Below are 26755 nucleotides of genomic sequence, written 5' to 3'. Positions count from 1 at the left end.
GCAACAACCGGGTGCCCCATCCTTTGCTGCACGATTTCGTGGAGTGGCACGAGATCGTGTAGCAAAGGGTGGGGTATCGCGGCAGCGACCGCTTTTCGCCTGTAGAGGCGACTGCAGCCAGACGACGATGTGGGCGCCAAAGCCTGAGGCACAGCGAACATGGGCAGGAGCAATCGCCCTTCGGGCGACACCCCCGACGCAGAGCGCACTGCGTAAATTTGTGGTGTGCGCTTAGCGTCTACACCCCACCCTTTGCCGCCAAATCTTTTTGGCAATCCGCACATCGTGCAGCAAAGGATGGGGCACCCGGTTGTTGTCGGTTCTTTAGAAGTCATACTTCAGCGATATCTCCGACAGTCTACGTCCCAACTTATAAGAAGCCGTGCCGAAGCCCGTCGCAGGGTTGTAGATTGCTGTCTGAGGTGTCGCGTTCGCGGAAGTGTCGCTCAACTGCAGCGTCGTCTCCGCCGGGTACCCTGTGCCGAAGCTGGTCAGAGGATGGTTGAGGAAATTGAACGCCGCATAACGGAACCGCAGATGACGGCTTCCGCCCAGGCCGAAACCCTTCTCCAGCGCGAGGTCGCTGTTGAAGAACGCCGGACCATGAGCGTAGGGCTCGATGTACGGGCCATTCGTTCCAAGCGCCGGCAGGCCGAAGCACGCGCCATTGAGATACTGGTGCTGCCCCAGGCCGGACCTCGGGTCGCACTTGAGTACAGGCTGCAGGTTGACGTCTGGCGTGCCGAGGATCGACTGTGAGGTGACGCTATAAGCGTTTGCACCCGAGCCGATATTGCCTGTCACGTAGTACCCAGGGGAAGGGCTGATGCCCGTCTGCATGTTGGGGCCGGTCATGATATTCGTGATGCCCGAGATGAGCCAATAGTTAATGAAGCCGCCCAATAAACGTTTGTCGGTATACTTCCCGGTCTGGTACGCATAGCTAAGATTCAGGACCTGCGAGCGGTCGAAGTTCATCGGCCCATAGTTGTTCGCGAGGTTGAAGGGATCGATGCCCGCGGTCCAGTTGAAATCCGCCGAAGAGCCCAGAATGCCGAGCGCCTTCGAGAAGGTGTAGTTGGCATTGAAGCTCAGGTGGCCAACCCGTTTGATCGCTTCAATCTGCAAAGCGTTGTAGTTGGCATAGGTGTTGTGCTGCGGCATAAGAATCTGGCTGTAGTTGGGGAAGGGCCGCGCCTTCTGGACGGCCTTGTCTCCAGTGTAATTGTAGATATTGTCGAGGCTAGCCGCCTGCTGCGGGGTGCAGCCCGTAGGGTTGCAGGCGTTGTAGCCGGCGGCGGTATTGATCGCCGTTGCCGCAGTAGCCGTGAACAGTGTTCCCACCGGGATCGCATTCACGTTATCCAGCACGACATTCTGTGTGGTGCCGTTGTCCATCAGCGAGTTGCTGTTGTTCCCGACGTAGGAAGCCTGAAGAATCCAGTTGCCGGGCAACTGTTGCGCAATACTCAGGTTGTAGTTGTTGGTTACTGGCTCTTTGTCGTCGGTGGGATCGAGGCCATAGATGGTGGACGGCGAAATGTAAGTCTCCGTACTGCCCAGCCCGGTATTGCCGTAGGTATGTGGATTCAGATGGAGTGTGTTGACTCCTTCCAGCGTGTTGTCGCCGAAGCCTTGCAGGTCGGTGAAGCGCACGTTTTCAGCCTCGGCAAACTCGCTGGTCACATCGGTCACCGAGTCGTGGAAGCGATAGATGCCTGCACCGCCACGGACAACTGTCTTCCCGTTTTTGAAGAGGTCGAGGGCGAAGCCGAAGCGTGGCTCAAAGAAAATCGGTGGCGTCGGCGACCCGGAGTTCGGAATGGACGAATTAATTCCATGCCACGTAATACCGGGCAAAGGGTTGGTCGTGGCATTGTAGGTGGAGGTATAGAGTGACGGGTTCCAGATGGCAGCGCCGATTCCATGGGCATCCTGCCACGCCCCGAGCTTGCTGAAGCGGACGCCGAAGGTAAGGCTCAGGTTTGAGGCAGCGCGCCAGGTGTCCTGCCCATAAAAATCGACGTTCCAGAAGTACAGGTTCGTATACGGGTTGAAGTTCTGCTGGTGCCAATCCTGGATCTGCCCTTCAAAGAAGTTCGCCAGCGCATTGCCGCTGTTGAAGTGTTGGTTGCCATACGCGGGCGACCCGTCAGGATACGTTCCGTTGTAGTCGGCAAAGGAAGCGCCGGCCGGCCCATAGTAGTAGTTCTGAATAATGCCGTTCGTGGCCGGGTTGGTCGCCGTCTGGTTGTTGATCGTCTTCTGGGCAAAGATGCCCACCTTGACGGTGTGCTTGCCCCACACCTTGGTGAGGTTGTCGCCAACGTTAGGCTGTAGCTTCTTCAGCTCCAGCGGGTTCAGGGAGTAGTCGGGCCATAGGCCGAGCGGCAGGCCGCCGTAGGGCGTATACGTGCCCAACTGTGGATACTGTGTGTCTCCATTGTCGAATGCGCCGTTGTAGGGATAGCTGATCGCACCTTTTTGCAGGGCTGCGATCTGCCGCGCGTCGAATGACTCCAGAAAGGACATGATGGTGGCATAGGCCTCGTTGGTTAGAGTGGGCGTAAAGATGGTGACGTAGTTGGCCGCGGCGCTGTGTCCCCAGGTGTCGTTGTCTACTCCGTACCCCGGAGTGTTTACTTCTCCCATAATGCTGCTGGGCGCATAGTAGGGAACCAGCGGCTGGCCCTGTTTCCCTTTTTCAAAACTGTAGCGGGCAAAGAATATATTGCGCGGACTGATGTTGTAGTCCACTCGGCCTACAAACTGGCTGACGTTGTTGTTCACCAGATCGAGCTGGTCGTAGTTGAATCCGTCTGTACCGGTTGCCGACCTTGTTGGCAGCGGTAGCGTGCCATTGACCAGAGCCATCGCGCCTGGGTTCAGAAAGGCGGCAATATTTCCATTGGTCAGGGTCGAGCCGTTGTCACCCACGGTCGGCGAGGTGTTGAATGTGCCGTAGGTGCCGTTTGTGAGTTCCGGCCCGAAGTAGGCCGCCAGAGCGTTGGGACTGAAGTCGCCGGAGCGCATCGCTTGCGTGGGAAGCAGCGCGTGGATGATCGCGCTGCCCGAACTGCCGTAGGCATACACATTGCGCTGCGCGTCATACTCCGCGCCGGCGAAGAACGTAATCTTCCTGGTGTGGGGTACCGGCCCGCTGACGGTTCCGTTGGGATATAAATAGCGGTCGTCGTTCCGCGGAATTCCGCCGTTGTTCGCCAGCCAGTCGTTGGAGTTTAGTGCCGCGAGCCGCGCAAAGATATTGAGAGAACCATGGTAGCTGGCCGTGCCCGACTTAGTGGCGGCGTTGACGACTACGGGACCGTTGGACTGGTCGACACCGAAGTTCGAGGTCTGTACCTGTACCTCGCTGACGAACGAGTCGTTGATGTTCTGCAGGTTTGCGCCGAAGTTGCCGGCGTCGGTCAGGTTCGCGCCGTCGAGCTTCAGGGTGATGCCGGCTACAGGCGCTCCGTTGGAGGCGTAGGGGGTCGCCTGACCCACGGTGACCTGTGTAAAGTCGGGCGCTGCGTTGGTCGCGCCGCTGGCCCCGCCCAGGCTGCGGATAGCGAACCCGGGCAGGATCTTCTCCAACTCGGTTGCATCGCGGCCCACGATCGAAAGGTTTTCCAGGTCATGGGCCGTGATGGTCGAACTCATCTGCCCACTGTCGAGCGGCAGGCCGCTGATATTGGTGTCGACCGTGACGCTGGAGGTCGCCTCACCCAGCGTCAGCTTGATCTCGGGCAGGGCGATATTGTCGCCTGGGTTCAGATGGATAGAGGTCTGCACATACTGTTGAAACCCCTGCACCTTGACCGTCAATTTATAGTCACCGCTGGGCACAGCCGCGAAGCTGAAGGTGCCGGCTCCGTTGCTGTGACCAACTCGCTGTGCCTTGCTGAGGGCGTTTTCCAGGACGACGGAGGCCGCAGGGATCACAGCTCCAGTCTGGTCCTCTACGACTCCGCTCAGTGCGGCAGCGCCTACCTGTGCATAGGCGGCGCTGCAGAGCATCGCCGCAAAGAGAAGAAGACTGAGTACGCACCAGATGCGTTTCATATTGCCTCCGAAGTCTAGAAACCAACCCTCCACGCCGGGAACGGGTCATGCCATTCCTCTCATGCAACGAAGGGTCTGTATGATCGGGGGTGTTTATAGTGAGCAGTGATGGACCTGTGAAGGCTCCTTGCGGTAAGGTACAAATTCTTATCATGATAAGAAATCTCTAAGTCTCTTCTTATGAACGCTTTCGTCTCGGCGATGTATGACAGTCCTTTTGAATTCGGACTATAATTTTTCCGTTTCTACTGCAACCCCCAACAAACCCATGACGGCATACTCTACAGGCGAAGCGATCCTCTATACCGAGGAGGAGAAGGCCGGCATCCGGAAACAACTGGATCGTCTGCTGCGCAATACATACTTCTCCCAAAGCAAGCGCTTCCCCTCGTTTCTGCGCTTCATCGTTCAGGAAGAGCTCGAAGGCCGCAGCGATCTACTCAAAGAACGGACGCTGGGTATCGAAGTCTTTGGCCGCGAGGCGGGCTACGATACGACCTCCGACCCCATCGTGCGCGTCACTGCCGCCGAGATCCGCAGACGCATCGCGCAGTACTACCAGGAGCCCGGCCACGAGCTCGAACTGCGCATCGCCCTGCCTCTCGGTTCCTACATCCCGCGTTTCGAATGGCCGCCCACAGAACCTGTGTCGACAACAGTGCCTGACGTCCTGAAAGAGACCGATCAGCCTATCGCCACCCCAACGACGCAATCGACGACTCGCTGGCTACTCGTCGCTGGAGTCGCACTCCTGGCAATGCTCTCCGCCACAGGCTGGTACTTTATCCATTCGAGGCCTTCGACACTCGATCGCTTCTGGGCACCGATGCTCGGATCGCGAGACCCGGTTGTAGTGTGCTTCCCGCAAAGCCACTTCGATGGGATCACACTTCGCAACGCCGCCGATCCGACACAACAGCGACAGCTGCAGGAGAAGATGAGTGCCGTCCTCGTCGATGACCTGCAGCCGCTCGTGAGTCTGTCGGGCCTGCTGGATATGCGGCATCAGCCCTACATCCTGATGGGCGAGGACACCACCACACTGACCGACCTGCGCCGTGGCCCGGCTATCTTTCTCGGCGCATTCGACAACGCCTGGACGCTGCGTGTGACGCGCGGACTGCGCTTCCGTTTTGGCGACGATGCCGCGATGACCCACTTCTGGATCGAAGACACACAATCCCCTACGCGAGCCCACTGGGAGATCGACCGCAATCTTCAGGAAGCCACGAACAACTATCGCGACTACGCCATCGTCGCCCGGTTCGCCGATGCGAATACGGGCAAACCAGCCGTCATTGCGGCAGGCATCGCTCGCGGAGGAACCGTAGCCGCCGGAGAGTTCCTGACCCAACCGGCGAATATGGACTTGATCAAAGCGCAGGCCCCCAAAAACTGGGACGGCCAGAACATGGAGTTCGTTCTGAGCACTGAGATCATCGATGGCCGCTCCTCACCGCCAAAGGTAGAAGCGACGTACTTCTGGTAAGCAGAGGCAATGACCTGAATATGAAGGTATACAAGAGCGCGCTCTTGCTTTAAGAGTCTTTGTCGTTGCTGTTGTTTTTCGGAGTAGCAGCGGCCTTTAGGCCGCGGAAATAAGGCCTAACCAGAAAGGGCTTTAGCCCTGGGCTCCTTGCCTATACCCGCAAGGGACTCAGGGTTAAAGCCCTTTGCCCAATCCACCTATACAGGCTGGCCTACCACCCGGAAGTCTTCTTCCTCCTGGGCACATGGAATATCCCACCCGCCAGGAGGGACAACCTTTTGCTCGACTTCCTTAGGTCCCCACGTATGGGGTTCATAGCTATAAACCGGCGTTTTCGTCTTTAGAACAGGGTCGACAATACGCCATGCTTCTTCTACGTAGTCCAGTCGAGCGAATAGAGTTGCATCGCCGGCCATGGCATCGGTCAGCACGCGCTCATAAGCTTCCATCTCGTTGGAACGAGGATGACGAGTAGCTACCAGTTCTACTGCTTCTCGTTTTCCTTCTCCGCTCGGAGAGGTAACAGAGACCGCCATGGCAACAGTCATCTCAGGGCTGATGCGAAACCGTATGTAGTTCTGCGGCACGTCGTCCTCAGTGGTGTTTGTCGTAGGTGGTCTGCGCAGTCGAGCCACTACTTCCATACAGGTCAGGGGCAGATTCTTTCCGGCACGGATGTAGAACGGAACTCCCTCCCATCGCCACGATTTGATATGCAAGCGGAGGGCTGCGAAGGTCTCTACCTGTGAGTTAGGAGCAACGCCCTTTTCGTCGAGATAGCCATGAAACTGCCCACGGACCAGGTCGTCGGGCTCTATCGGAGGAATGGCCTTCAATACCTTGACTTTCTCATCACGCATCGACTCACTGTCATCACGCGCCGGGGATTCCATGGCGAGATTGCACATCACCTGGAAGATATGGTTCTGGATCACATCGCGGATAGTCCCCGTCTGGTCATAGAAGGCGCCACGGCCCTGAATGCCGAAGTCCTCCGCCATGGTGATCTGCACGCTCTCAATGTAGTTGCGATTCCAGAGCGGCTCCAGGAAGGAGTTCGAGAAACGGAACGACACCATATTATGAACTGGGCCTTTGGCCAGATAGTGGTCGATGCGAAAGATCGAAGACTCGGGGAAAGCTGACAGCAGAATTCGATCGAGCTCCTGCGCCGAAGCCAGGTCATGGCCAAAAGGCTTCTCCACGATCATGCGCGCGCCCTTCGCAGAGCCCGATTTCACGAGTTGCTCTACGACTGTTTCAAACAGAAACGGAGGAATCGCCAGGTAATGAGCGGGGCGTTCCGCTGTGCCAAGCTCCTTCCGAACGGCTTCGAAGGTGGAGAGATCCGAATAGTCGCCGTCGACATAATGCAGCAGGGAACTCAGCTTCTCCCATGCCTCTGCGTCAAGGCCGCCGTGCTGCTCGAGGCTATCCTTTGCTCGTGCCTTGAACTGGTCCAGGTTCCATCCAGCCTTGGCTACACCGATGATTGGAACGGCGAGCGTGCCATGTTTGACCATGGACTGCAGCGCGGGAAAGATCTTTTTGTAGGCGAGATCGCCGGTGGCACCGAAGAAGACCAGCGCATCGGAATGAGATTGGCTCACGTATTTCTCCTCTGACTCCTAATGCTACTTAAGATTGCGAGGAATCCCAAAGGGGGCAAAAAAAGAGGCCGCCGGGGGGAGCCGGCGGCCTTTCAGGGATATGTTGTGTGTTACTGCAGGGTTGCAGCCTATTCATGACCTCCGTTGCCGTTGTGCCAGGGGTCCAGGTGACACCCAATGGCAGCATCCCACCGCGATGTCACTGTAATGGTGACTCGATTGGAAGTAGCGGTGTCCCAATTGGCGTCACCTGAATAGACGGCGGTGATCCTGTTTACTCCTTCAGGCAGTACCGGAGCGAGTGTTGCCAGAATGGCGTTGGCGTTGCCGGTGTTCAATGCCTGAGGATTGCCAATGGCCTTGGCGGGTGCGCCTTCACGGGAGTCATAGAACTGAATGCTTCCGCTGGGCGCAACGACGCCGGTTGTCGACAACGCGCTTACCAGCGATCCAGTTACGCTGCTCTCCGCACCCTCGACGACACAACTTGCGAGCGATGTCAGGTCCACGGTAGGAGTGGCCTTTCTGACGGTGACGTTGGTAATCGGGCTGCTGCTGCCGGCATACGTGCCATCACCGGAGTATGTGGCATAGAGGCTCTGCGGGCCAGCCAGGTCCCACTCATAGAAGGTAGTAACCGTTCCACCCGTAAGGTTGATGGAGGCTGCTGCCTGTCCAGTTGTGGTGTACAGCGTGACCGTTCCCGTTGGAACCGGCGCGCCTGAAGTCGTCTTTGCAGGCTTCACCGTGATGGTGAACGAGCTCTTCTGGCCCAGCTTTGCCGTCGTGACTGCTGTGGCCAGCGTCGTCGCACTTGCTGTGGTGCCTGCGCCGCTTGCGATGATCTGCGGATACTCCGAAAGACCGCTGCTGGTATAGTTCGCGTCACCGGGCCAGCTTGCCGTTAGCCAGTATGTACCGGAGGGAGCAGCGAAGGGAATCGTTGCTACGCCGTTGGCGCCAATGGTGCCTGTGGCCAGGACTGCCCCTGTGTCCTGGCGGTTGAGTGTCACCTTGCCGGTAGGAACCACTGCAGGATCGTAGCCAAAGTACACACTGGCGATTACGGTTGAACCTGCCGATGGTTCCTGGTTGCTGACACCGACAGAATAGTAGATGTCGCCTTTCGTGATGGTGAAGGGTTGAAATGCAATCGTCGAAGGTTTGAAGCTGCTGTCACCAGAGTATTTCGCGGTGAAGGTATAGGTTCCGATCGGGTAGTCGCACTCTGTGCTGGGGCCACAGGTAACGTAGATCTGCCCAGTGTTGCTTACCGGATAGGTGCCGAAGGTTTTGGTGCCGTTGGACAATGCCACCGTGCCGGTGGGTACGCCCTGGCCGCTGGCCCCTGCGATGGCGACCTGCAGGAAGAAGGTGGTGCCCAGCGAGACGGAGGTGGAGGGTACGATCGGCTGCCTTCCGAGAATAAAGAACTTGCTCGGCGCAAGAGACGTCGCCGTAGAGATGCTGGCTTCGGGAGTTACCCTCAGCAAGACGGGCGATGAAACGCTGCTGCTGTAGCTTCCGTCGCCGCTGTAGTTGGACGTGAGGGCGTAGGTGCCACCTGGCAAGCTCCCTACGGAAGCCGTGAAGGCGCCTGAGGTAAGTGTTCCTGTCACAACCGGGCCGGTGGTGCTGTTGCTGGCCTTGAGGATGACGGTGCCGGTAGGTGTGCCGGTTCCGTTTGCGGGCGTTACGGCAGACGACACGTTGACGGCTGTACCATGCGCGAAGGTCTTGGCTGAAACACTCAGGCTTGTCTTTGAGGCCGCCGTTGTAACGGTGCGCCACGCGCTGACGAGGTTAGCCGCATTCACCGATCCGAGGCCGCTGGCCAGATCATATCCGGCAGTAGCGCTGTTGCCGTCGAGCACTCCATAGGATGTGTTGCCTGCCACGTGCACGGAGCAGTCACCTCCGTTCCTCAATAGGCAGCTCAGTGCGTTCGAACCGGAGGTGACGTCATGGAAGACACAGGCATTGGTCTGCGTCGGCTCCGTGGCGTCGCTTGAATTGCAGTTCAAAGAAGAGGGCTGAGCGGCTGCCAGTTGATAGAACTTGTAGTTTGCCAGTCCCTGGAAGCTGCCGTTCTTCTGCTCGACCAGCGCCATGATGCCGGCCATGGAGGGCGATGCCGCTGAGGTGCCGCCAATGATCGTCGCCTGGTTCAGTGTGATGGAGCCGTTGGGGTTGGTCGTGTACTGACACGAGCCGTTGTAGCAGAGCAGGAAGCCATCGTGTTCTGCCGCGGCAGCGAGCGACACATCGGGTAGATCGCGCGCGTTATCCGCAGGAACTCCAGTGCCTGTCTGCCAGCTAGGTTTCGTGTATCCACCCGAGCAGGCGTAGAGTCCCGTGAATATGTTCTGCGTCGCGCCGGCAGGATGCAACGAGCAGTTGCTGGCGCCCCCACCAGCGGCGTAAGTACCTTCATCGGTTGGACTGTAGTAGCAGTTATCTGCACTCACCGGCAGATTAGGATTGCAGCTTTCGTTCCACACCGCCTCCGGCACATAGCCCTTGGCAGAAGAGAGATCGCGATTCAGAGTGGTGTTCCAGAAGGTGTTGACGTTAGAGTCGGCAAACTCTGTGCCGCCTACGGCAACGTTGTAGGGCGTGGAAGCCAAACCGTTTACGCCCAGTCCGTAGGACGTGGCGATGTATTCGTTCGGAATGTCGCACAGGCTCGATCCCGCGTCGCCTGAGGAGACAAAGACTGTGATTCCTTCTGCCGCAGCCTGCTGCCACAGTGTGTTGTAGAACGCCGATTCCGTAGGGCTGATCATGGCTTCGCACTCACCGAAGCTGACGGACATGATGGGCGCCGTTAAGTTGTCGACGATGTAGGAAGCCGAGATGTCGACGCCATCGGTGGTGTTGGTACTCCCTCCGATCACGTAGTTGATCTTTGCCTTCGGAGCCATGGCTCCTGACCACTCGACGTCGAGGATAGCCTCCTCATCGTCGCCGGGAACGACTCCTGGATCAGCGTTCGCATTGATAAAAGTTGGGTCATTGAAGGGGAGGCCGAAGATCGTACGGAAGGTCTCAACGTCCGAAAGGCTGATGTCGGAACGTCCAACAATGGCGATCGAGACGCCTGTGCCATCCGTGCCCCTGCTTACCAGCGGCAGCGTATTGTAAATTCGCGAAAGGTCGCCCGGGGCGAGATAGATCTCCTCCGGTGCTCCCTGTGAGGTGAAGTTCGGCTGCACCAGTAGAGAGGAGTCGAGGCCTGCCGTGTTCACGCCTGCCGGTGTGCTGCTCGCAGCGCGCTGCAACTTTCCATTCTGGCCGATTGCTACCTTAGCCGGTGCCGTGTGGAAGGAAGGCTTCACAAAATCATTGAGGCTGACCAATCCCGCCACTGCTGGCGAAAGTGCATCGGGAATCGAGAGCTCGGTGTTATTCGAGTGATAGGTCTTGCCGGCGATGGAGAACTGATGCACCTCTGTTCCAAACGCCTGCTCGGCCTGTCCGGCTTTGCCGGAGAAGCGAATCCAGTTCTTGCCGCGTGCAACAGCGGTTACGCTAAAGCCGTTAGCGGTGAGCCATGTACTCACCGTCTGGACGTCCTGATCCGAGGCGCCGAAGCGGGCTCCAAACTCGGCTGGCGTTAGCCATTTCTGGTAATTGGGTGATTTCGGATCGTGAGCGTCGGCGATAAATTGGGCCAGTGCAGTCGACTGGGTAGCGCTGCCTTGCAACAACATGACCATGTCCTGCATGGGCAGATCCGGCGACACTCTACCGATGTCGGAGGCCGCATGAGTCTGTGGGGGAACGGTGTTGGTAAATGCGTGCCGCACCGAAACATCAACGGGCTTCGTGATCTGGTTGACCACCTGAGCATCCACAGGGAGGAAAGTTAGACTACACAGGGCCAGAAACATAGTGCCGATACGGCGATGCCTGAAAAAACTCATAAGAGTACCTCCTGGTGATGGGCGTGCGCCCGTTTCTCCAAATCAGATCGCTACGGAAACAAGATTCCCAGAACGAAACCTGCCGCAAAAGCCAAGAAGCCTGCATGGCAACTTGTGGAAGAAGCAGGGAAAAAGGTCCTCACCGGCCTCTCGAAGGTCTGCCGGTAAGAGTTACAGTCTGTTAACTTTCCAAGAGAGTAGCAAAGGAAGGATGCGCCGTCGTGCTCTGTTAAGAGTAGAACTCAACCTACCCTTTCGAGTAGTTTTGGCGGCGCGGGTTTTGCTGTTGTTTTTCTTTCTGTCATTCCCGCAGGGAATCTGCTGCTAAAGCTGCACTACATCGCGAGCAAACCACGCTGAATCGCAAGCACGACCGCCTGGGTTCGGTCCTGCGCCTTGAGTTTGTGCAGGATGTTCTTCACGTGCATCTTCACGGTGTCTTCCGTAACGAAGAGCATATGGGCCACTTCCTTGTTGCTCTTGCCCTGAGAGATGAGGGTCAGTACTTCAATCTCGCGGTCGCTCAACCGCGGCGTTGCCACATAGCTCGCGAGTTTCTCTGCGGTCTCCGGCTGGAGCGCCCGCCCACCTGCCGCAACATGACGAAGATGCTCGGCCAGCGCTGCGCCTTCAACACCCTTCAGCAGATACCCGGAAGCTCCAGCCTGAATCGCCTGATAGATCGAAGCCTCACCCTGGGCGGAGGTGAGCATCACCACACGAGCCTCAGGATCCATGCGGCGCAAGGTCCGCAGCACCTCAATACCGCTCTGATCGGGCAGGCGCAGATCGAGCAGCACGATGTCGGGCCGCGTTGCCTGATACATCTCAAACGCCTGCTGGCCATTCATCGCCAGTCCTGTGATGGTGATGCCATAGCGCGCAAAGATGCCCGCGAGCCCTTCGCGCACCATCGGATGGTCGTCGACGATCAAGACATTCAATGTCTCGCGTTCCTGTATCTGGCTGATCGTCACCCATCACTCCCGGTATGAAGTTGGTCTTCTGTCTCAGTCTTGGACTGCTTCCTGATCACAGTGTAAGCATGAAGTTTTTTCCTCATGCGTTGCACTGCCTGATGGAAGCGCGCCGTTGTCTTCTGGTGCAGTTCGAGTTCCAGCGTAACCCGAGTTCCTCGATCGCACTCGCTTTGCACCGAAAGTTTTGCGCCGATGCGGCGTGCATGGGCTCGCATCCCCGAAAGGCCGAAGTGCCCTGGCCGTCCGTGTGCCTGCATCTGCTCCGTCATCCCTGAACCGTCATCGGCAACGACGATCCTGAGCAGATCACTGTCGAAGTGTACAGTCACCAGAACGTTTTTCGCCGAGGCATGACGGAATGCGTTCGCCAGCGCTTCGCGGCAGATGCGATAGACCTCATCGCGAACAAACGGAGACAGCTCCACCGCGACACCCTCGCCGACGACTTCAAACGCAGGCTCATCACCCATCCGAAACTCCGCGTCGACATGCTCTAGCAGCTCGACCAATCCCTGCTCTGGCGCAGCCATCGAGTGCAGGTTGGAGATGATATCGCGGCTGCGCGCGATGACGCCCCGCAGCCGCGCTGCCAGGTCATGCAGCGAACGCTGCGCAACCGCAGTGTCTTCCTCCATCTGCAGGCCGACGAGTTCCAGCTGCAGCGCCGTCCCGATAAGGTCCTGAATAAACGTGTCGTGGATCTGTGAGGCAATGCGTTCGCGTTCGGTGGCACGTTCCTGGAAGCGCATGTTGAGCCGCTCAACGCGTGCCTGCGTGCGCCGCCTTGTGATCTCGATCACCACACCAGCCGCGAGCAAGATCATCGCCAGGAGAAACCACCGTGTCTGCCAGAAGAATGGTTCAAGAGTAAGCGCCGTAGCTTCCGAGACAGGACCTGCTTCACCGGTACGTCCCAGCGCCTGCACCTGGAAAGAGTATCTGCCCGGAGGCAACCCCACATAAGAAGCCTCTCTCGTTGTATCCGCTTCAATCCAATTGGTGTCCCAGCCCGTCAATCGATAGCGAAAACGAATCTGTTCAGGAGCGATAAAGCTGGGCGCGGTGAAGTTGAACGTAAGCCGGTGACGTCCCGGAGGGACCGTAAGCTTGTCCGGCGTCACACGTCGTTCGTCAACCGTGACATCATCCAGCAGGGCCTGCGGCTGCGCTTCTTCAGCGGCGACAGGGGAAGCCACTGCCGGAGCCGCAGTGGTCGCAAACCACAGCCGTCCGTCATGCGCGCGTGTCGCCGTGACTTGTCCCATCGGAAGCACGCTGCGGCCCTTCAGTCCATCGGCGAAGGTATAGATCTCGGGGCTCACCTGCTTCGACGCACCGCTATTCAACGCATCAAGTTGACGGCGAGGAATACGACAGATTCCGCCAGTAGTCGTCAGCCAAAGGTCTCCATGCACATCCTCTGCGAGCCCGAAGACCGCATCTCCCGGCAGCCCCTCTCGCTGAGCCACGTTCCAGCTTATTGTGTCCTTGCCAGCCGCGAAGAAGACAAGGCCTGTGCTGGTTCCAAGAAACATACTGCCGTCAGGTCGTGGAAGTATTCCGAAGACCTGATGCAGAGGTCTCGGGTCTCTTGTCCAATGTTCGCTGCGCCAACGGTAGAGTCCATTGGCAGTGCCCGCCCATAGATCTCCCTGCGCATCCGTGGCGAGACTCCAGGTTGCATCGTCGCCCAGCCCGTCGGCGACTCCATAGCTAGTAAGTTTGCCATTGAGAAGGCGAAAGATTCCCTTACGCGGCAGAGGCACGCTGAACCACAGGCTTCCATCGTTCGTACGCAGAGGCGAAGTAGCGTACCCCGGAGGTATATCGGGCAGTGGCTGAAACCGCCTCTGCGCCCCTTTTTCAGACCAGCCGAAGATGCCATAATCCGCCATCGCAAACACAGGCTTGTCTCCCGCCTCGGCGAAGCCGCGCACCTGACCGCGACGCACGCCTTCGTGTTCGCCGTAGGTACGCCACTGTCCGTCCTGCCACTGCGCAATACCTTCCTCTAGCGTGCCCGCCCATATAGAGCCTTTCGCATCTTCGAAGATGGCGTCGTACTGATTGTTGCCGGGGGCAAGGCCATCGCGCTCTGTGTAGCTGGTGAAGACACCCACATGCAGACGCTGCAGCCCCGCGATCGTTCCAATCCAGATATCGCCGTTCCGGTCTTCAAATAGTTCGCGAACATCGTTACTGGTGAGCCCAGTCTTCTTGTTCAGCTTCTCTACCGTTCCCGACGCGAGCCGGCTGATGCCTTGCAGTCCTCCGCTGGCCATCCAGAGATTGTTGTGGCGATCGATCAGTACCTTAACGAACTCTTCCGTCCCACTGTTCGGTTGCTTGACGAAGTCTTCTCCTGCGAACAGAAAGAGGTGGTGTCCATCGCCCGCGAAGATGCGGCCATCGGGTGCGCGGTACAGCAGCCCTACACCGGTGAGCGGGTAGGAACCCTCGATCTCGCCTCCACGCAGCACGACGACGCGATCATGCATGGCAAGCCAAAGCCTGCCTCCGTTGTCCTCGCAGAAATCAAGCACTTCATTGACCGGGACTGGGAGCGACTCTGCATGCACCCCACGGTCGTCCGCATGCAAGATCTCCGACTTGCTCCGCACCCAGACCCCACCGGCCCGCCGCGGCAGAAGCTGCCGTACAGACAGAGGACTCTCTGTTTTGCCGGGCCTCTGCATCGGCTGAAACTGATGGTCGCGGTAAAGAAACAAACCGGTCGGCGTGCCCACCCAGAGTTGCCCTCTTTCATCTACGGCAAGGCTGGTGATATTTCCATGCAGAGCTGCCGGAGCGTCATGGACGAAGGTGCGAAAGTGCAAACCATCAAAGCGCGTCAGGCCGCCATAGGTCCCAATCCATAGCAAGCCGTCGGGCGTCTGCGTGATGGCAGTGATGAACTCCTGAGGAAGCCCCTGCTCGGTAGTCCATGTGCTCAGCACCTGATGGGACAGCAGCATCGGTTTCGCCGGCTGTTGGGCGTACAGGGAGCAAGCTCCTGCACACAGCCCTAGCAAGGCTGTTAGAGCCAGACTCGCCCCCAGCCTTCTTGGCGGTGTACTGGTTCGTCCCTGCAAGGTATCCAAGGTTGCCCTTTCCAGGCGATGCTGGCAAATGCAGTCCGCCCTGCCAATACCGCACAGGTTCACTTCTAGGTAGCGGAGTGTGCGACGTATGCCATTTCGTATGGGGCCGAGTATACCGGCTCTTCGGCATGTCGCCTACAAGGCAGCGACTTCGGCCATGACGCTGCATCTATTGATATTGGTAGATACTTACAGCATGGCCAATCTCTCTCGCGCCACCGACAGAAGCTCACTCCTCGTCGAGTTCCGTCAAATTGCGTCGAGCGCAACTGCTCTGCAAGTTTTGCAGCAGGGCATCGTCGAAGGAATATCGCAGCGTCTCGCTCACTACAACTGGACCGGCTTTTACATGCTGGATCCAGACGACTCCGAGACTCTGGTCCTCGGCCCCTTCGTGGGCGCGCCAACGGAGCATGTCCGTATTCCCGTCTCGCAGGGCATTTGCGGTGCTGCTGTTGCCACCGGCGAAACGGTCATCGTTGATGATGTAAATGCCGATCCCCGCTATCTCTCGTGTTCCATCGAAACTAAGTCTGAGATCGTCGTCCCGATCTACGTCCATGGAAAGGTCATCGGCGAAATCGACATCGACAGCCACGACCCCGCCGCCTTCACCGAAGACGATCGCCAATTCCTTGAAGAGGCCGCACGCATCGTCGGGACCTATATCGAGAAGCATTCTGACGAGACGGCTGCGCTTTAAGGCAGAATCCTGTTAGCTGTACCCAATTCGTTTTGTTTTGATGTCACCGCAAAATCTGCTCTCGCTTGACTCACTACAAAACTGTCATCCTGAGCGAAGTCGAAGGACCCCGAGATCCTATACGTTGCCCATACTGTTCACACCTTTTCCACCTCGAACATCCCCCTGCCTGAACCTCTTCGACTGAAACGGCGTGAACAGTATGGGTAAGACGAGCCCTTCGGGGTCCTTCGCCCATTCGGCTACGCTCAGGGTTCAGGATGACAGTTTTATAGTGGTTCTATCCATGCAATACGACACCATAAAACTAAATCGTCTCGCAATCCGTAACCTATATAGGCCTTTTTGAGTCTGATATTCGGAGCGAATAAGCCGCGTCCTGGATTTTGGACCGTTCGACCATGAAGTAAAGGAGTTGGTGAGCACTATGTTCTTGCTTTTCCTGGCCTACGTCGGTGGCATCCTCACCATCCTGAGCCCGTGCATCCTCCCGGTCCTGCCCTTCGTCTTTGCGCGCTCCGATCAGCCGTTTCGCAAGAGCGGCCTTCCGCTGCTGGCGGGAATGGTGGTCACCTTCGCTCTGGTAGCCAGCCTCGCAACTGTCGGTGGAGGCTGGGCTGTCCGCGCCAATCAGTTCGGACGTATCGCCGCACTCATTCTCTTCGGGATCTTCGGCCTTACTCTTTTGTTTTCGTCACTCGCCGACCGCCTCACCCGCCCGCTGGTACGACTCGGCAACAAACTTTCGCAGGACTCCGATGCAGGCCCGAGCGTGGCAAACTCCTTTCTGCTCGGCATCGGCACGGGCCTGCTCTGGGCGCCGTGCGCCGGCCCCATCCTCGGCCTCATTCTCACAGGTGCGGCCTTGGGCGGCGCCAGCGCGCATACCGCGATCCTCCTCCTTGCCTATGCGGCTGGAGCTGCTACTTCTCTCACGGTCGCCTTACTCGCCGGAGGCCGTGTCTTCGCCGCTATGAAGCGTTCTCTCGGCGCTGAAGAATGGATTCGACGCATCCTTGGCGTCGCCGTTCTCGCCGGTGTGGTTGTCGTGGCTCTCGGTCTCGACCGCGGTGTGCTCACACGTCTCTCCTTAGCCAGCACCTCCAGTCTGGAGCAGCGGCTCGTCGATCGCATCCATCCGCAAAGCGCGCAGACCATGGCCGCGAACGATCAGATGATGGCCGCCTCCGGCAGCAGCAACTACACCTCGCTCCCGACTCTCCCTGATCTCTCTGGCGCAACCGCGTGGATCAACTCGCCACCGCTTACTCCCGCCTCTCTTCGCGGCAAAGTTGTTCTCGTCGACTTCTGGACGTACTCCTGCATCAACTGCCTGCGTACTCTGCCATACATCAAGGCCTGGAATGAGAAGTACAAGGACAGCGGTCTTGTCGTCATCGGTGTCCATACGCCTGAATTTCCGTTTGAAAAAGACGAGTCTAATGTGCGGAAGGCCGTTCACGATCTCGGCATCACCTATCCCGTTGCGATGGACAACGACTACCGCATCTGGCGCAACTTCAACAACGAGTACTGGCCCGCGCACTACTTCATCGATGCCACCGGCCACATCCGTTATCACCACTTCGGCGAAGGAAACTACGACGAATCCGAGAAGTGGATTCGCAGCCTCCTGGAAGAGGCAAATCACAAGGCCCTCCCAGATGCGGCCACAAAGATCGCTGCCACGGGTACCGAAGCATCCTCCGACTCGGACGCGGTTCAATCTCCCGAGACGTACGTCGGTTACCAGAGAGCGCAGAACTTTGCTTCCCCTGAGGGACTCAACCAGGACGATCCGCAACTCTATCGCGCTCCTGCAGAATTCAAACTGAATCAGTGGGCCTTCGCAGGCAAATGGATAGATGAAGGCCAGATAGCAACCTCGCTCACTCCCTCATCCAGCATCTTCTTTCGCTTTCATGCTCGTGACCTGCATCTCGTACTCGGGCCCTCCAAGGCTGGTGCACCTATCCGCTTCCGGGTAACTCTCGACGGCAAAGCGCCCGGTGCAGATCACGGCGTAGACACCGATGCAGATGGCTACGGCACAGTAACGGAAGACCGTCTGTATCAGCTGATTCGCCAGCAAGGGGCTGTGCAGGATCGTACCTTCCGTATCGAGTTTCTCGTTCCCGGAGTTCAGGCATATTCGTTCACCTTCGGCTAAGACATCTCTTGATCTCAGCCACTACAGCTTTGAAGAAAGGATCCACCATGGAAAACAAATCGGAAGTACAGCCGGAAGTTGAGTCGACAGAGGCCACGCCTCGTATCAGCCGTCGTGCCTTCGCTGTAACAGCGGCAGGTGTCTGTGGAGCGGTAGCTCTTTGGTCTTTGCATCGCTCTCCGACCGGTGCTGTGGAAGCAAATGGAAGTGGTGGAACTCCTGGCGTCGTCACCATTATCCAGTTCTCCGCAGATGGCAAACGCACCGGCAAAGTTAGTGTGCCCCGCGTTATCAAGTCGGACGCGGACTGGAAGCATCAGCTCTCGCCCATCTCGTATGAAGTGGCGCGCCACGCAGGCACGGAGCGCGCCTACACGGGCAACTCCTGGGATCTCCACGACCGCGGCCTCTTCCGCTGCATCTGCTGCGACAATGCGCTCTTCGACTCGGCGACCAAGTTCGACTCCGGCACCGGTTGGCCAAGCTTCTGGCAACCGATCGCCAAAGAGAACATCATTGAAAATAGCGACAGCACCCTGGGAATGGATCGAACCGCAGTCTCCTGCAGAGAGTGCGACGCGCATCTGGGACATGTCTTCGACGACGGTCCCCGCCCCACCGGACTCAGATACTGCATGAACTCAGCATCCATGCGCTTCGTGAAGCTGGGCTAGGGTGCGTCATTAGGCAGCTGCCATCATTCTTGCAAAAACCTTGACGCAACGGGCGCAACGGCCCGCTACGATACGCAACGGCTGTAGTGCTTAGAGCAAGCATTCTCCCAAGCACAAATGCCGTCGCGTTCCTTCGCGAACCGTTGGGCCCGTTGCGTCAAGGCTTTTTGCACCACGAGGCACCTCTCAATTGCCCCGAACACCCGTCTCTTCCGTCTCAAAATAGAAGTGATAATGATTCCGGCAGCCCGGATTAAACCGCGCCCCGCAGGCTGGACACGTATTCCCGCACTCCATATAGGTCCGTATACTCAGCTCGGTTCCACAACATCCACAAAGCACCGCCAACTGATCCCACTCCTCGCGCGACCACACTTCGAGGTCGTGGCCAGCCAACGCCTCGTGGCAATCCTTGCACGCATAGTAGCGGTCACAACACTTCATCTTGATCGCAATAACGTCGATCGGCTGGTTGTAATGCGCGCAGCGAGTCTGCGGGTCCAGATCGATTCCGTTCACATTGGGACGAGGCTCAAGCATGGATATAGATTAGAAGATAAGGATGTCTGGAGGATGCAATGACAGCGTTGGAAGAGGAGCGGGCAACAGAGCTCCGCGAAGCTCAGAGCAAGGCAGAACAACTATTCCATGACGTGGAAGCGCGCGGCCTGATCCGCCCTGGGATCACCGAGAGCAGCCTGAACACGGACATCTACGCCCTGGCCCAGGAGATGTATGGAATCACGACCTACTGGCACAAGCGAATCGTTCGCGCAGGCAAAAACACCCTGCTGCCGTATGCCGAAAATCCTCCCGATCTGACGATCGGAGAAGACGATATCCTGTTCCTCGATCTTGGGCCAGTCTTTGAGAAGTGGGAAGCCGATTTCGGCAGAACCTTTGTTCTAGGCTCCGATCCTTTCAAGCACAAGATGCGGCAGGATGTCGGTGAAGCTTTCGCTGAGGGCAAGCGGTATTTCAACGAAACCCCAGACATCACAAGCAGCGAGCTTTTCAGCTACGCTCACTCGTTAGCGGAGAAGTTCGGATGGGAGTTCGGCGGCCCTATCGCCGGACACCTGATCGGACAGTTTCCCCATGAGAGGATCGCCGACGACAAAGTGAGCCTGTATGTTCATCCCAAGAGCCATCTGCCGATGTGTTCATTGGATGAAAAAGGTCAGAAGCGCCACTGGATTCTGGAGATTCACTTCGTAGACCGAGAGCGCGAGATCGGCGGCTTCTACGAAGAACTGCTCACCGTAAGCTGAGCATCTTGCGCACCTAATAGAAACGGCACGGCGGAGCTGTTGAAGCTCCGCCGTGCCGTATTTGTATTTGCTGCGAATTAGCGATGACCGCCACCGCCATGACCGCCGCCCCCACCATGGCCACCACCGCCACCATGGCCGCCACCGCCGCGTCCGCCGCCACCAAACCCGCCACGGGCAGCTCCACCTCTACCGGCATAGCCGCGACCACCTCCGTAGCCGCCTCTACCGGCATAGCCACGACCACCGCCATAGCCTCTTCCACCGTAGCCACGGCCACCACCGTAGTATCTTCCGCCACCGGCGCCGATAAAGCGATGATTACCCCAGCCATGGCCATAACCCCAGTTAGACCACGGGCCTACGCCGAGGAAGATGCCGTTATAGAAATACCCTGGCCCGTAGTAACCGTAAGGGGCACACGGATACGGAGCATAGTTGTAATAACCGTAGGAACAGACGGGCGGACCTACCCCTATGCCGATGCCAATTTGCGCATCTGCTATTGGCATTAAAGTCAGGGGTGCGAGCAACAACGCTGTACGAAGCAGAACATTGAGTCCACGCATTTGGAGCCTTTCCGACGGTCGCCGCAGTTCCTGAACTTTGGATACCACGGTGTCCCGTGTTCGCTTATCTCAGGCCTGTAGGCTGAAATAGCACTCAGATAGTGTAGATGGGAAATGCCGGAAAAAGGGTATCTGGCAGGCAATCGTAGATTGCCTCGAAATTCAGGCTTTTGTAGTTGTTCAGAGGTGTCTTGAGTCGCTAACGCGCCAGTTGTCCCTATGGGGCCGCTCTTATTTCCCCGCAAATTCGTGGCGGACAGTCCAAAAGCCTTAACGCAGAGGGCGCAGCGGAAAAACGCAGAGGCCGCTACGACACCCTCTGCGACCTTTGCGAAACCTCCGCGTCCTCCGCGTTAAGGCTTTTGCTGTTGCTTGTTCTTCGTGTGCTCCACTTTATACCAAACACTCAAGACACCCCTTATTACTTCAACTTCGCAGCTGTCTTCCGCGACGACCGCTCTGCCACAAAATAAGAACCAAACACAAGAACAAGGGCGAGCGCTTGCCCTGTCAGTGTCTCCACGGTTGGAAAGATCGAAAACCACAATCCGATCCACGAAGGGAACTTGTCGGCGAGCCCTCGGATCGTAGTGGTCGGCAACCAGTGGGCCAGTTGCATCTCCTGGATCTGTTCGCCCACCATGACAAACAGAACAAGACTAAGCAGGATGCCCGTGACGATCAGCATCTTTCGATAGGGCAATTTACGATGCGCCGCAAACGTAAGAACGGTCACGATCGCCGATAAAAACAGTCCAATCAGAACGCCATAGAAGATGACTTCGTTGCCAAGCTTAAGCCGGTAGCTCTGTAGAAAGAGCACAACCTCCACGCCTTCCCGATACATGGAGGAGAAGCCTAGCAGGCCCATCCCCAGCAGCACGTTTCTCTTCGTGCCAGAGTCTCTTCTATCCTCCAGCAACTCACGCTTGCGCCGGTTGTGAAGAGAGATCCACCCGGTCCAATACATCTTGTGAAAGAACCAGTTCATGACGATGAGCAACACAACAATCGCCAGTAGACCTGTGACTGCCTGGAGATTAAGCGCCGAGATCTTCTGGCTGATGTCATTGAGAACTCCTACAGCAACGAACCAGGTAAGGAGCGTTGCGAGAAATCCAACACCAGCGCCCATTGCTACCGGCCGCCGGTGGGCCTGCTGTTCTCCTGTCATGCCTGCCGTGATCGCTGCCAGCACGAGAATGCACTCCAACCCCTCACGAAAGACCAGCACCCCAATATCGAGCACCGCCGCTGAACTGGTAGTTTGCGGAGCAGTGGGGTTCGGGTTTCCTGAGGATGTAATCCCTTGCCATACCAATACGGCAAGCAGAAGAGCAGCTGCCACGGCGAAGGCAAGCACACCAACGCGCCGTATGCGCCGAGCAGGGTGGGGAATAGCAAAGGAAGACATGATGTACCTCTTACTTCTTCAGCGCCGCTGCTGTATCGGAAGCCGTGACATTGCTTCGCGCAGCTTCGAGGGCCCAGCCCACGATGCGCGTGTCCGGCAGGAGTGCCTGCGAAGGCATGCTGTAGGTGAGACCGGACAGGCGTTTGCGAAGGCCATCCTCAATACCCCCGTAGGAGAGGAGCAAAGGCACGATGAGCGCAGTGTTGCCTGCCTTGGTAACCTGCTCGACCTTCTCCCGAAGCTGTTTTGTGGCAGCATCTCTGACAGGCTCATCCGCATCATCCCGAAGAGTGAGGCATTCAATGCCTGCGTAGTGGGTCTGCTGCTGCATCTGTTCCGCGAGGGTGTTCATGTCATGAAGCCATAGCTTGTTCTCGTCTTCTGGCACCGGCCCATGAGCAATCAGAATCACCACTTCGCGTGCTGGGTTGTGGCTGATGGAAGCGGCGCGGTCACGCAGAATATCCGCCACAATCCGGTGATGGTCGAGTGCGGACGCCATGCGGATCGGAACGGAAGAGGAGATAGGCTTTTCCGCCTCAGCAGTCGCAGCGGGATCGTGCTGCATGGCGCTTCCGCTCATTATCATGCCGCCTCCGCTCATTATCATGCCGCCTCCGTGATCCATCGTGGCGAACATCTTCAGCTCTTCAGGCTCTTGTGCGCGAAGGCCAAGAAGATACGCTGTGCTGTCGATGACCGAACTATGCGAGCTCACAAACAGCGGCACCACAACGATCTCGGTGACTCCGCGAGCAACCAGCCGGTTGATGCCTGCCTGTATGGTCGATTTCGTCGCCATACCGAAGGCGACCTCCGTAGGAATGGTGAGGTCAACCTGATCGGCAACGTGGCGCACCTCTTCATTCCACTCCTGCGCGCTGCCGCCGTGCGCAAGCAAAAGCACTCCCTCGCGCTGCGCCCGAACGGGAGTGGAACTCTGAGCTCGCACGAAGCCCACGATCAACAGACAGATAAGGAAGGCCATGCTTTGCAAAGTATTTTTCATCGTTGCTCCTTCGGGACAAACGCATCTGGATTTACTGCAACACCGTCTTTACTGCTGCTACTGAGATAGGCCCGGGCATTAGGGAATGCCACAGCCTTTAAAGCCCGGCTCTTTCTCCTGATGAACGACAGCAGTTTCAGGTGAGATCAGAGGGAAGAAGTGCCAAGGATCCAAGCCCCGCAGGGGCGACGCCATCACAGCCCAGGGTGAAACCCTGGGTAATGGGACCCAAGAGAATGTAGAGCGCTGAAAGCGCGATCTATCGTGCCGCCACCAATAGGTCGCCCTTTCAGGGCTCTGCGTTCTATCAGGCCAAGTTACCCAGGGTTTCACCCTGGGCTGTGATGGCGTCGCCCCTGCGGGGCTCGAATTTGTGCTTCTCCTGTTCATTCTTGCTCCCGCATCTCAATTCGTGAAACGGCTGTGCTGCGGTTCGAACCCCTGCATCGGATCACCCGCAACCTCTTTCGCTGCGACGATCACGGCTAGTTGTTCCATTGCATAACGAACCATAGAGGCCGTCTGGAGAAACGCCTCCGGCGCCAACGTGACTGTGACCGGCCCGATGCTGAGGTGAATCGAGTTGCATTCGCACAGCCAGACACGCCCCAGGCCAGACATCTCCGCTAACGTCACATTGATCTCATCCATAACGACTCCTTGGTCTTTCAGCGTCCGTTTATTCGTGCGGGAAGGTATACCGCATGCCGATGCGGAAGGTTCTTCCGTAGTCGGTGCGATCGTAGGTTGGAGGTGTCTGTGCCAGAAGGCTGTCGCGGCTATTGCCGAGATTGTCGACTGCCCCATAGGCCTGAAGTCCGTGCACAATATTCTTCGAGGCGTAGAAGTTCCAGAGAGCGTAAGCCTGTTCGTGCTCTCCGGTAGTGGCATTGATCAGATAGCGTCCGAAGAAGTTACCGCGAATGTTGGCGACAACTCCCAACCGGTTCGAGACATACTCAGTCCGCACGGATCCCTGATTACGGCTGCGCTCGGTCAAGGTCTGTTTGTCGGTGACATCGTAAGGATCGAGATAGGCATAGAACCCATCGACGCGCAGATTCCTGGTGAGAAGCACACTGCCCTTCAGGTTGATGCCCTGGGTGTAGGCCTGATCGACGTTGGTATAGAGATACGTGGCAAGAAATGGCTGTGCGCCGAAGGACGCAGGAATCCCATACTGCGCCAGCAGGGCATCCAGGTCGGCTTCACTGGTGGGAAAGCCCGCATAGACGTAGTTGATAAGGTGGTTCAAATTATTGCGATAGAGTGTGGCTCCAAAACTGTAGCGATTGACCTGATAGTCGGCGCCGACGGAATAACTCTCACTCCGCTCTGGCTGCAGCGTCGGATTGCCGATCACCTGATACCCGTACTCCGGATGTAGCAGCAGATAATACAGCTCACCCAGAGAAGGCGAACGGAAGCCTTTGCCATAAGCTCCGCGCACGGTCCAATGGTCATTCACCCTGTACACTAGGCCGATCTTTGGAACTACGTGGCTGCCATAGAGCGAGTGGTGGTTGTAACGGCCGCCGAGGTTGATGATCAGCTTCTTCCACGGCTGAATGCGGTCCTGCAGCCAGACATCGTTCGTCGTGATCTGTTGCCCATCGTCGCTGCCGACGATGCGGTTCAGACCACGGTACGAGTCCTGTACCCACTCGTCACCGCCCTGCAGGAACTGCCACGATTCCACCTGCTGCGATACAGTCGCATCGGCACGGTGATACCGCTCGTACAGGTTGCCGTAATCAAACTGCGCACCGTGGCTGTTGTCCGCATTGATCGGGTTTTGGTAAGAGTTCGAGTCGAAGCGAGCCTCATAGAGGCGCGCCTGCACGGTTGTGCTCGAGGTCGGAAGGAAGTCTCCGGCCAGCGCATGAGTCTGCGTGCTGTCATGACTTACGGCATAGTCGTAACCGGATGCCGCTGCTCCTGTGATGTCCGTGTTCTTTCCGGTGGAGGTGTCGTGATACGCATCGCCGGTATAGCCGATGGAAGCTCGCGGGTTGAAGCTGTATCGCAGCTTGACGAAGCCGTCATAGCGCTGATTGTTCGCGCCGATGGTGCTCTCATCATTTGGAATCAGCGTGTAGGAGTTGACTCGGTGCAGTTCGAGGTCGGTGAACGCTGTGAGGTTCTTCCATTGTGTCCCAAGGTCAAGGTCTCCATCGAAGGTGCCCAGGTCGCCGCCTGAGAGACGAAGGCCGCCTTCGAAGGGATGTACCGGTTCGTGCGTGATCATATTGATCACGCCCCCGATGGCGTCGGTTCCGTACAGGGACGACGCCGCTCCCCGCACTACTTCCACGCGATCCAGGCGGCCGACGTTTTGCTGACCGAGATCGATGATGCCGCTGTTGATGCCACGCGCGCCTACAACCGGCAACCCATCCTGCAGCACGAGAATATCCTGCGAAGCAACGCCGTCGATCTGTTCCTGAGACGAACCGGAGAACGAGGCATTGTTCCGCGTAACGCCCCCCGGTAACTCGCTCAGCACGTCGGCGACGCTTTCAAAGCCGGTGCGTTCGATCCGTTGCTTCGTGACCACATCGATGGGCAACGGGGAATCCTGCTGCAGCTCTTCCACGCGCGAGGCCGAGACCACTGTGACGCTCTGCTCGACCGTAGCGACCGAGAGGGCAAGATCCAGGTTCTCTACCGGAGCGCCTGCTCTCACTTGAACAGAGTGCGTATCGGGCGCCAGCCCCGTCGCCGTAGCGGTGAGAATGTACTCGCCGGACGAGACCCCCGCAAAGGAATATCTGCCGTCATCCGTCGTCAGCATCTTTTGCGCTACGCCGGTCAGCGTGTTGCGAAGCGTAACCTCCGCGTGGGACAACCCATTGCCCTGTCGATCAAGAACACGTCCTGCGACGTCTTTGCCGGCGTCTTGCGCCCAGAGGGAACTGCAGGTCAGCAGCACAAGCGCTGATAAAGTCTTTCGCATAGCCTCACCTTTCGAGGTTGCGGCGACGATTCTTGCTATGAATCAACCACCTTGGTTATCGATCTCCATTCCCTCAGCCGCTTCGCCAAAAGACCAGCTGAGGGAACGCCCTTAGCGGTAAATCAAACGCCGCGCTTTGCGTAATACTCCGCGACCTGTATCTTGTTGAACTCGAACGGCACATGTCCGGAGCCGGGAATAAACAACAGGATTCCGCGGTCCGGCGTGCTCGGATTCTGGCGCTGAAGATAAGAAGGCAAGGGAAGCCGCGGCGACTGGAGAGCCTCCTGCACAGGCCCCATCTGGCTGGCACGCTCTGTCAGCCAGATGACTTCGCCGGGGCGCAGCACCATGGAGCCAATCGTCTCCCGCCGCCCATTCACCATGATGTGTCCATGCGAGACGAGTTGGCGCGCCGCTGCCACGCTGCGCGCGAAGCCCAGCCGGAAGACGATGTTGTCGAGCCTGCGCTCCAGCAGCCCGATAAGGCTCTCCATCCAGTCGGAGGCATTCAGGCTGCGAGCCTTGCGCACGAAACGCTGCAACTGCTCCTCACGCAGCCCATAGTGGAAGAGCAGCTTCTGCTTTTCGCGGAGCTGGGTGCCGAACTGCGTAGTTTTCCTGCGCAGCCTGCCATGCTGTCCCGGTGGATAATTTCTCTTTTCGAGCGCGCCCGGCTTTCCCAGACCCGGCAACTCCAGACCCAGCGCGCGCTGGATCTTCCACTTCTTTCGTTCACTCATCCCGCCGTCTCCCTTGTGGATTGGCCTGCAACGCCGCCCTCAACGGCAAGCTGCAAGCCTTCGTCATCGATCTCC

Annotated in this window: 17 protein-coding genes; 5 read left to right on the top strand and 12 right to left on the bottom strand. The window is 57.7% G+C overall.

Annotation, left to right across the window (positions count from 1 at the left end):
• Positions 1 to 324 precede the first annotated feature (324 nt).
• Positions 325 to 4065 (bottom strand): carboxypeptidase-like regulatory domain-containing protein, encoded by a 3741-nt coding sequence (locus GSQ91_RS16585; RefSeq protein WP_158822872.1) that lies wholly within the window; start codon positions 4063 to 4065, stop codon positions 325 to 327.
• Between the two features lie 268 nt (positions 4066 to 4333).
• Here GSQ91_RS16585 and GSQ91_RS16580 point away from each other — a divergent pair, with 268 nt between their 5' ends.
• A complete protein-coding gene (locus tag GSQ91_RS16580) occupies positions 4334 to 5554 on the top strand; it encodes a hypothetical protein (protein WP_158822871.1) in 1221 nt (406 codons plus the stop codon).
• 197 nt (positions 5555 to 5751) lie between these two features.
• Here GSQ91_RS16580 and zwf read toward each other — a convergent pair whose 3' ends face one another.
• The 4 genes from zwf to GSQ91_RS16560 form a co-directional block, all read right to left on the bottom strand.
• Positions 5752 to 7164, bottom strand: a complete 1413-nt coding sequence (gene zwf, locus GSQ91_RS16575) for a glucose-6-phosphate dehydrogenase (protein WP_158822870.1) — start codon at positions 7162 to 7164, stop codon at positions 5752 to 5754.
• A 128-nt stretch (positions 7165 to 7292) separates the two neighbouring features.
• Entirely contained in the window at positions 7293 to 11090 is a 3798-nt protein-coding gene (locus GSQ91_RS16570) for an Ig-like domain repeat protein (protein WP_158822869.1), read from the bottom strand.
• Between the two features lie 335 nt (positions 11091 to 11425).
• Positions 11426 to 12067, bottom strand: coding sequence for a response regulator transcription factor (locus GSQ91_RS16565; protein ID WP_254064648.1), 642 nt, complete (start codon positions 12065 to 12067; stop codon positions 11426 to 11428).
• Positions 12064 to 15045 carry a sensor histidine kinase gene (locus GSQ91_RS16560; RefSeq protein WP_158822868.1) on the bottom strand — a complete coding sequence of 994 codons (2982 nt, stop codon included), beginning with the start codon at positions 15043 to 15045 and terminating at the stop codon, positions 12064 to 12066. Before GSQ91_RS16560 ends, GSQ91_RS16565 begins: the two co-directional genes overlap by 4 nt.
• A gap of 214 nt (positions 15046 to 15259) precedes the next feature.
• On the opposite strand from GSQ91_RS16560, the gene GSQ91_RS16555 reads away from it, so the two are divergent.
• The 3 genes from GSQ91_RS16555 (at position 15260) to msrB (ending at position 18718) form a co-directional block, all read left to right on the top strand.
• Positions 15260 to 15874 carry a GAF domain-containing protein gene (locus GSQ91_RS16555; protein WP_254064647.1) on the top strand — a complete coding sequence of 205 codons (615 nt, stop codon included), beginning with the start codon at positions 15260 to 15262 and terminating at the stop codon, positions 15872 to 15874.
• A gap of 427 nt (positions 15875 to 16301) precedes the next feature.
• Positions 16302 to 18044, top strand: coding sequence for a cytochrome c biogenesis protein DipZ (locus GSQ91_RS16550; protein ID WP_158822867.1), 1743 nt, complete (start codon positions 16302 to 16304; stop codon positions 18042 to 18044).
• A 47-nt stretch (positions 18045 to 18091) separates the two neighbouring features.
• Positions 18092 to 18718, top strand: coding sequence for a peptide-methionine (R)-S-oxide reductase MsrB (gene msrB, locus GSQ91_RS16545; RefSeq protein ID WP_158822866.1), 627 nt, complete (start codon positions 18092 to 18094; stop codon positions 18716 to 18718).
• Between the two features lie 186 nt (positions 18719 to 18904).
• Here the strand turns inward: msrB and GSQ91_RS16540 are convergent, their stop codons facing one another.
• Positions 18905 to 19258, bottom strand: coding sequence for a CHY zinc finger protein (locus GSQ91_RS16540; protein ID WP_158822865.1), 354 nt, complete (start codon positions 19256 to 19258; stop codon positions 18905 to 18907).
• A 38-nt stretch (positions 19259 to 19296) separates the two neighbouring features.
• Here GSQ91_RS16540 and GSQ91_RS16535 point away from each other — a divergent pair, with 38 nt between their 5' ends.
• Positions 19297 to 19989 carry a M24 family metallopeptidase gene (locus GSQ91_RS16535; protein ID WP_158822864.1) on the top strand — a complete coding sequence of 231 codons (693 nt, stop codon included), beginning with the start codon at positions 19297 to 19299 and terminating at the stop codon, positions 19987 to 19989.
• 77 nt (positions 19990 to 20066) lie between these two features.
• Here GSQ91_RS16535 and GSQ91_RS25740 read toward each other — a convergent pair whose 3' ends face one another.
• From GSQ91_RS25740 to rpsD, 6 genes are all read right to left on the bottom strand, one after another.
• Positions 20067 to 20558: a hypothetical protein gene (locus tag GSQ91_RS25740; protein ID WP_216845293.1), complete on the bottom strand. Its 492-nt coding sequence runs from the start codon at positions 20556 to 20558 to the stop codon at positions 20067 to 20069.
• Between the two features lie 421 nt (positions 20559 to 20979).
• Positions 20980 to 21972, bottom strand: a complete 993-nt coding sequence (locus GSQ91_RS16525) for an FTR1 family protein (RefSeq protein ID WP_254064646.1) — start codon at positions 21970 to 21972, stop codon at positions 20980 to 20982.
• Between the two features lie 10 nt (positions 21973 to 21982).
• The gene (locus tag GSQ91_RS16520; RefSeq protein WP_158822863.1) at positions 21983 to 22981 is read right to left on the bottom strand and encodes a sirohydrochlorin chelatase; all 999 of its coding nucleotides are present in this window, start codon (positions 22979 to 22981) and stop codon (positions 21983 to 21985) included.
• 405 nt (positions 22982 to 23386) lie between these two features.
• On the bottom strand, positions 23387 to 23632 hold the full coding sequence (locus GSQ91_RS16515) for a hypothetical protein (protein WP_158822862.1): 246 nt from the start codon (positions 23630 to 23632) through the stop codon (positions 23387 to 23389).
• 28 nt (positions 23633 to 23660) lie between these two features.
• Entirely contained in the window at positions 23661 to 25937 is a 2277-nt protein-coding gene (locus GSQ91_RS16510) for a TonB-dependent receptor (protein WP_158822861.1), read from the bottom strand.
• Positions 25938 to 26059: 122 nt separating this feature from the next.
• Positions 26060 to 26680 (bottom strand): 30S ribosomal protein S4, encoded by a 621-nt coding sequence (gene rpsD / locus GSQ91_RS16505; RefSeq protein ID WP_158822860.1) that lies wholly within the window; start codon positions 26678 to 26680, stop codon positions 26060 to 26062.
• Between the last annotated feature and the right edge of the window lie 75 nt (positions 26681 to 26755).

This window comes from Granulicella sp. S156, assembly GCF_009766105.1.
Lineage (GTDB): Bacteria > Acidobacteriota > Terriglobia > Terriglobales > Acidobacteriaceae > Granulicella.
This window is presented reverse-complemented; position numbering and strand designations above follow the sequence as displayed.

Bases quoted from the DNA above. Each gene is read 5' to 3' on its own strand.
- GSQ91_RS16585 (WP_158822872.1), bottom strand. From the start codon at position 4,065: ATGAAACGCATCTGGTGCGTACTCAGTCTTCTTCTCTTTGCGGCGATG.
- GSQ91_RS16580 (WP_158822871.1), top strand. From the start codon at position 4,334: ATGACGGCATACTCTACAGGCGAAGCGATCCTCTATACCGAGGAGGAG.
- GSQ91_RS16570 (WP_158822869.1), bottom strand. From the start codon at position 11,090: ATGAGTTTTTTCAGGCATCGCCGTATCGGCACTATGTTTCTGGCCCTG.
- GSQ91_RS16560 (WP_158822868.1), bottom strand. From the start codon at position 15,045: ATGCTGCTGTCCCATCAGGTGCTGAGCACATGGACTACCGAGCAGGGG.
- GSQ91_RS16555 (WP_254064647.1), top strand. From the start codon at position 15,260: ATGCCATTTCGTATGGGGCCGAGTATACCGGCTCTTCGGCATGTCGCC.
- GSQ91_RS16550 (WP_158822867.1), top strand. From the start codon at position 16,302: ATGTTCTTGCTTTTCCTGGCCTACGTCGGTGGCATCCTCACCATCCTG.
- msrB (WP_158822866.1), top strand. From the start codon at position 18,092: ATGGAAAACAAATCGGAAGTACAGCCGGAAGTTGAGTCGACAGAGGCC.
- GSQ91_RS16540 (WP_158822865.1), bottom strand. From the start codon at position 19,258: ATGCTTGAGCCTCGTCCCAATGTGAACGGAATCGATCTGGACCCGCAG.
- GSQ91_RS16535 (WP_158822864.1), top strand. From the start codon at position 19,297: ATGACAGCGTTGGAAGAGGAGCGGGCAACAGAGCTCCGCGAAGCTCAG.
- GSQ91_RS25740 (WP_216845293.1), bottom strand. From the start codon at position 20,558: ATGCGTGGACTCAATGTTCTGCTTCGTACAGCGTTGTTGCTCGCACCC.
- GSQ91_RS16525 (WP_254064646.1), bottom strand. From the start codon at position 21,972: ATGTCTTCCTTTGCTATTCCCCACCCTGCTCGGCGCATACGGCGCGTT.
- GSQ91_RS16520 (WP_158822863.1), bottom strand. From the start codon at position 22,981: ATGAAAAATACTTTGCAAAGCATGGCCTTCCTTATCTGTCTGTTGATC.
- GSQ91_RS16515 (WP_158822862.1), bottom strand. From the start codon at position 23,632: ATGGATGAGATCAATGTGACGTTAGCGGAGATGTCTGGCCTGGGGCGT.
- GSQ91_RS16510 (WP_158822861.1), bottom strand. From the start codon at position 25,937: ATGCGAAAGACTTTATCAGCGCTTGTGCTGCTGACCTGCAGTTCCCTC.
- rpsD (WP_158822860.1), bottom strand. From the start codon at position 26,680: ATGAGTGAACGAAAGAAGTGGAAGATCCAGCGCGCGCTGGGTCTGGAG.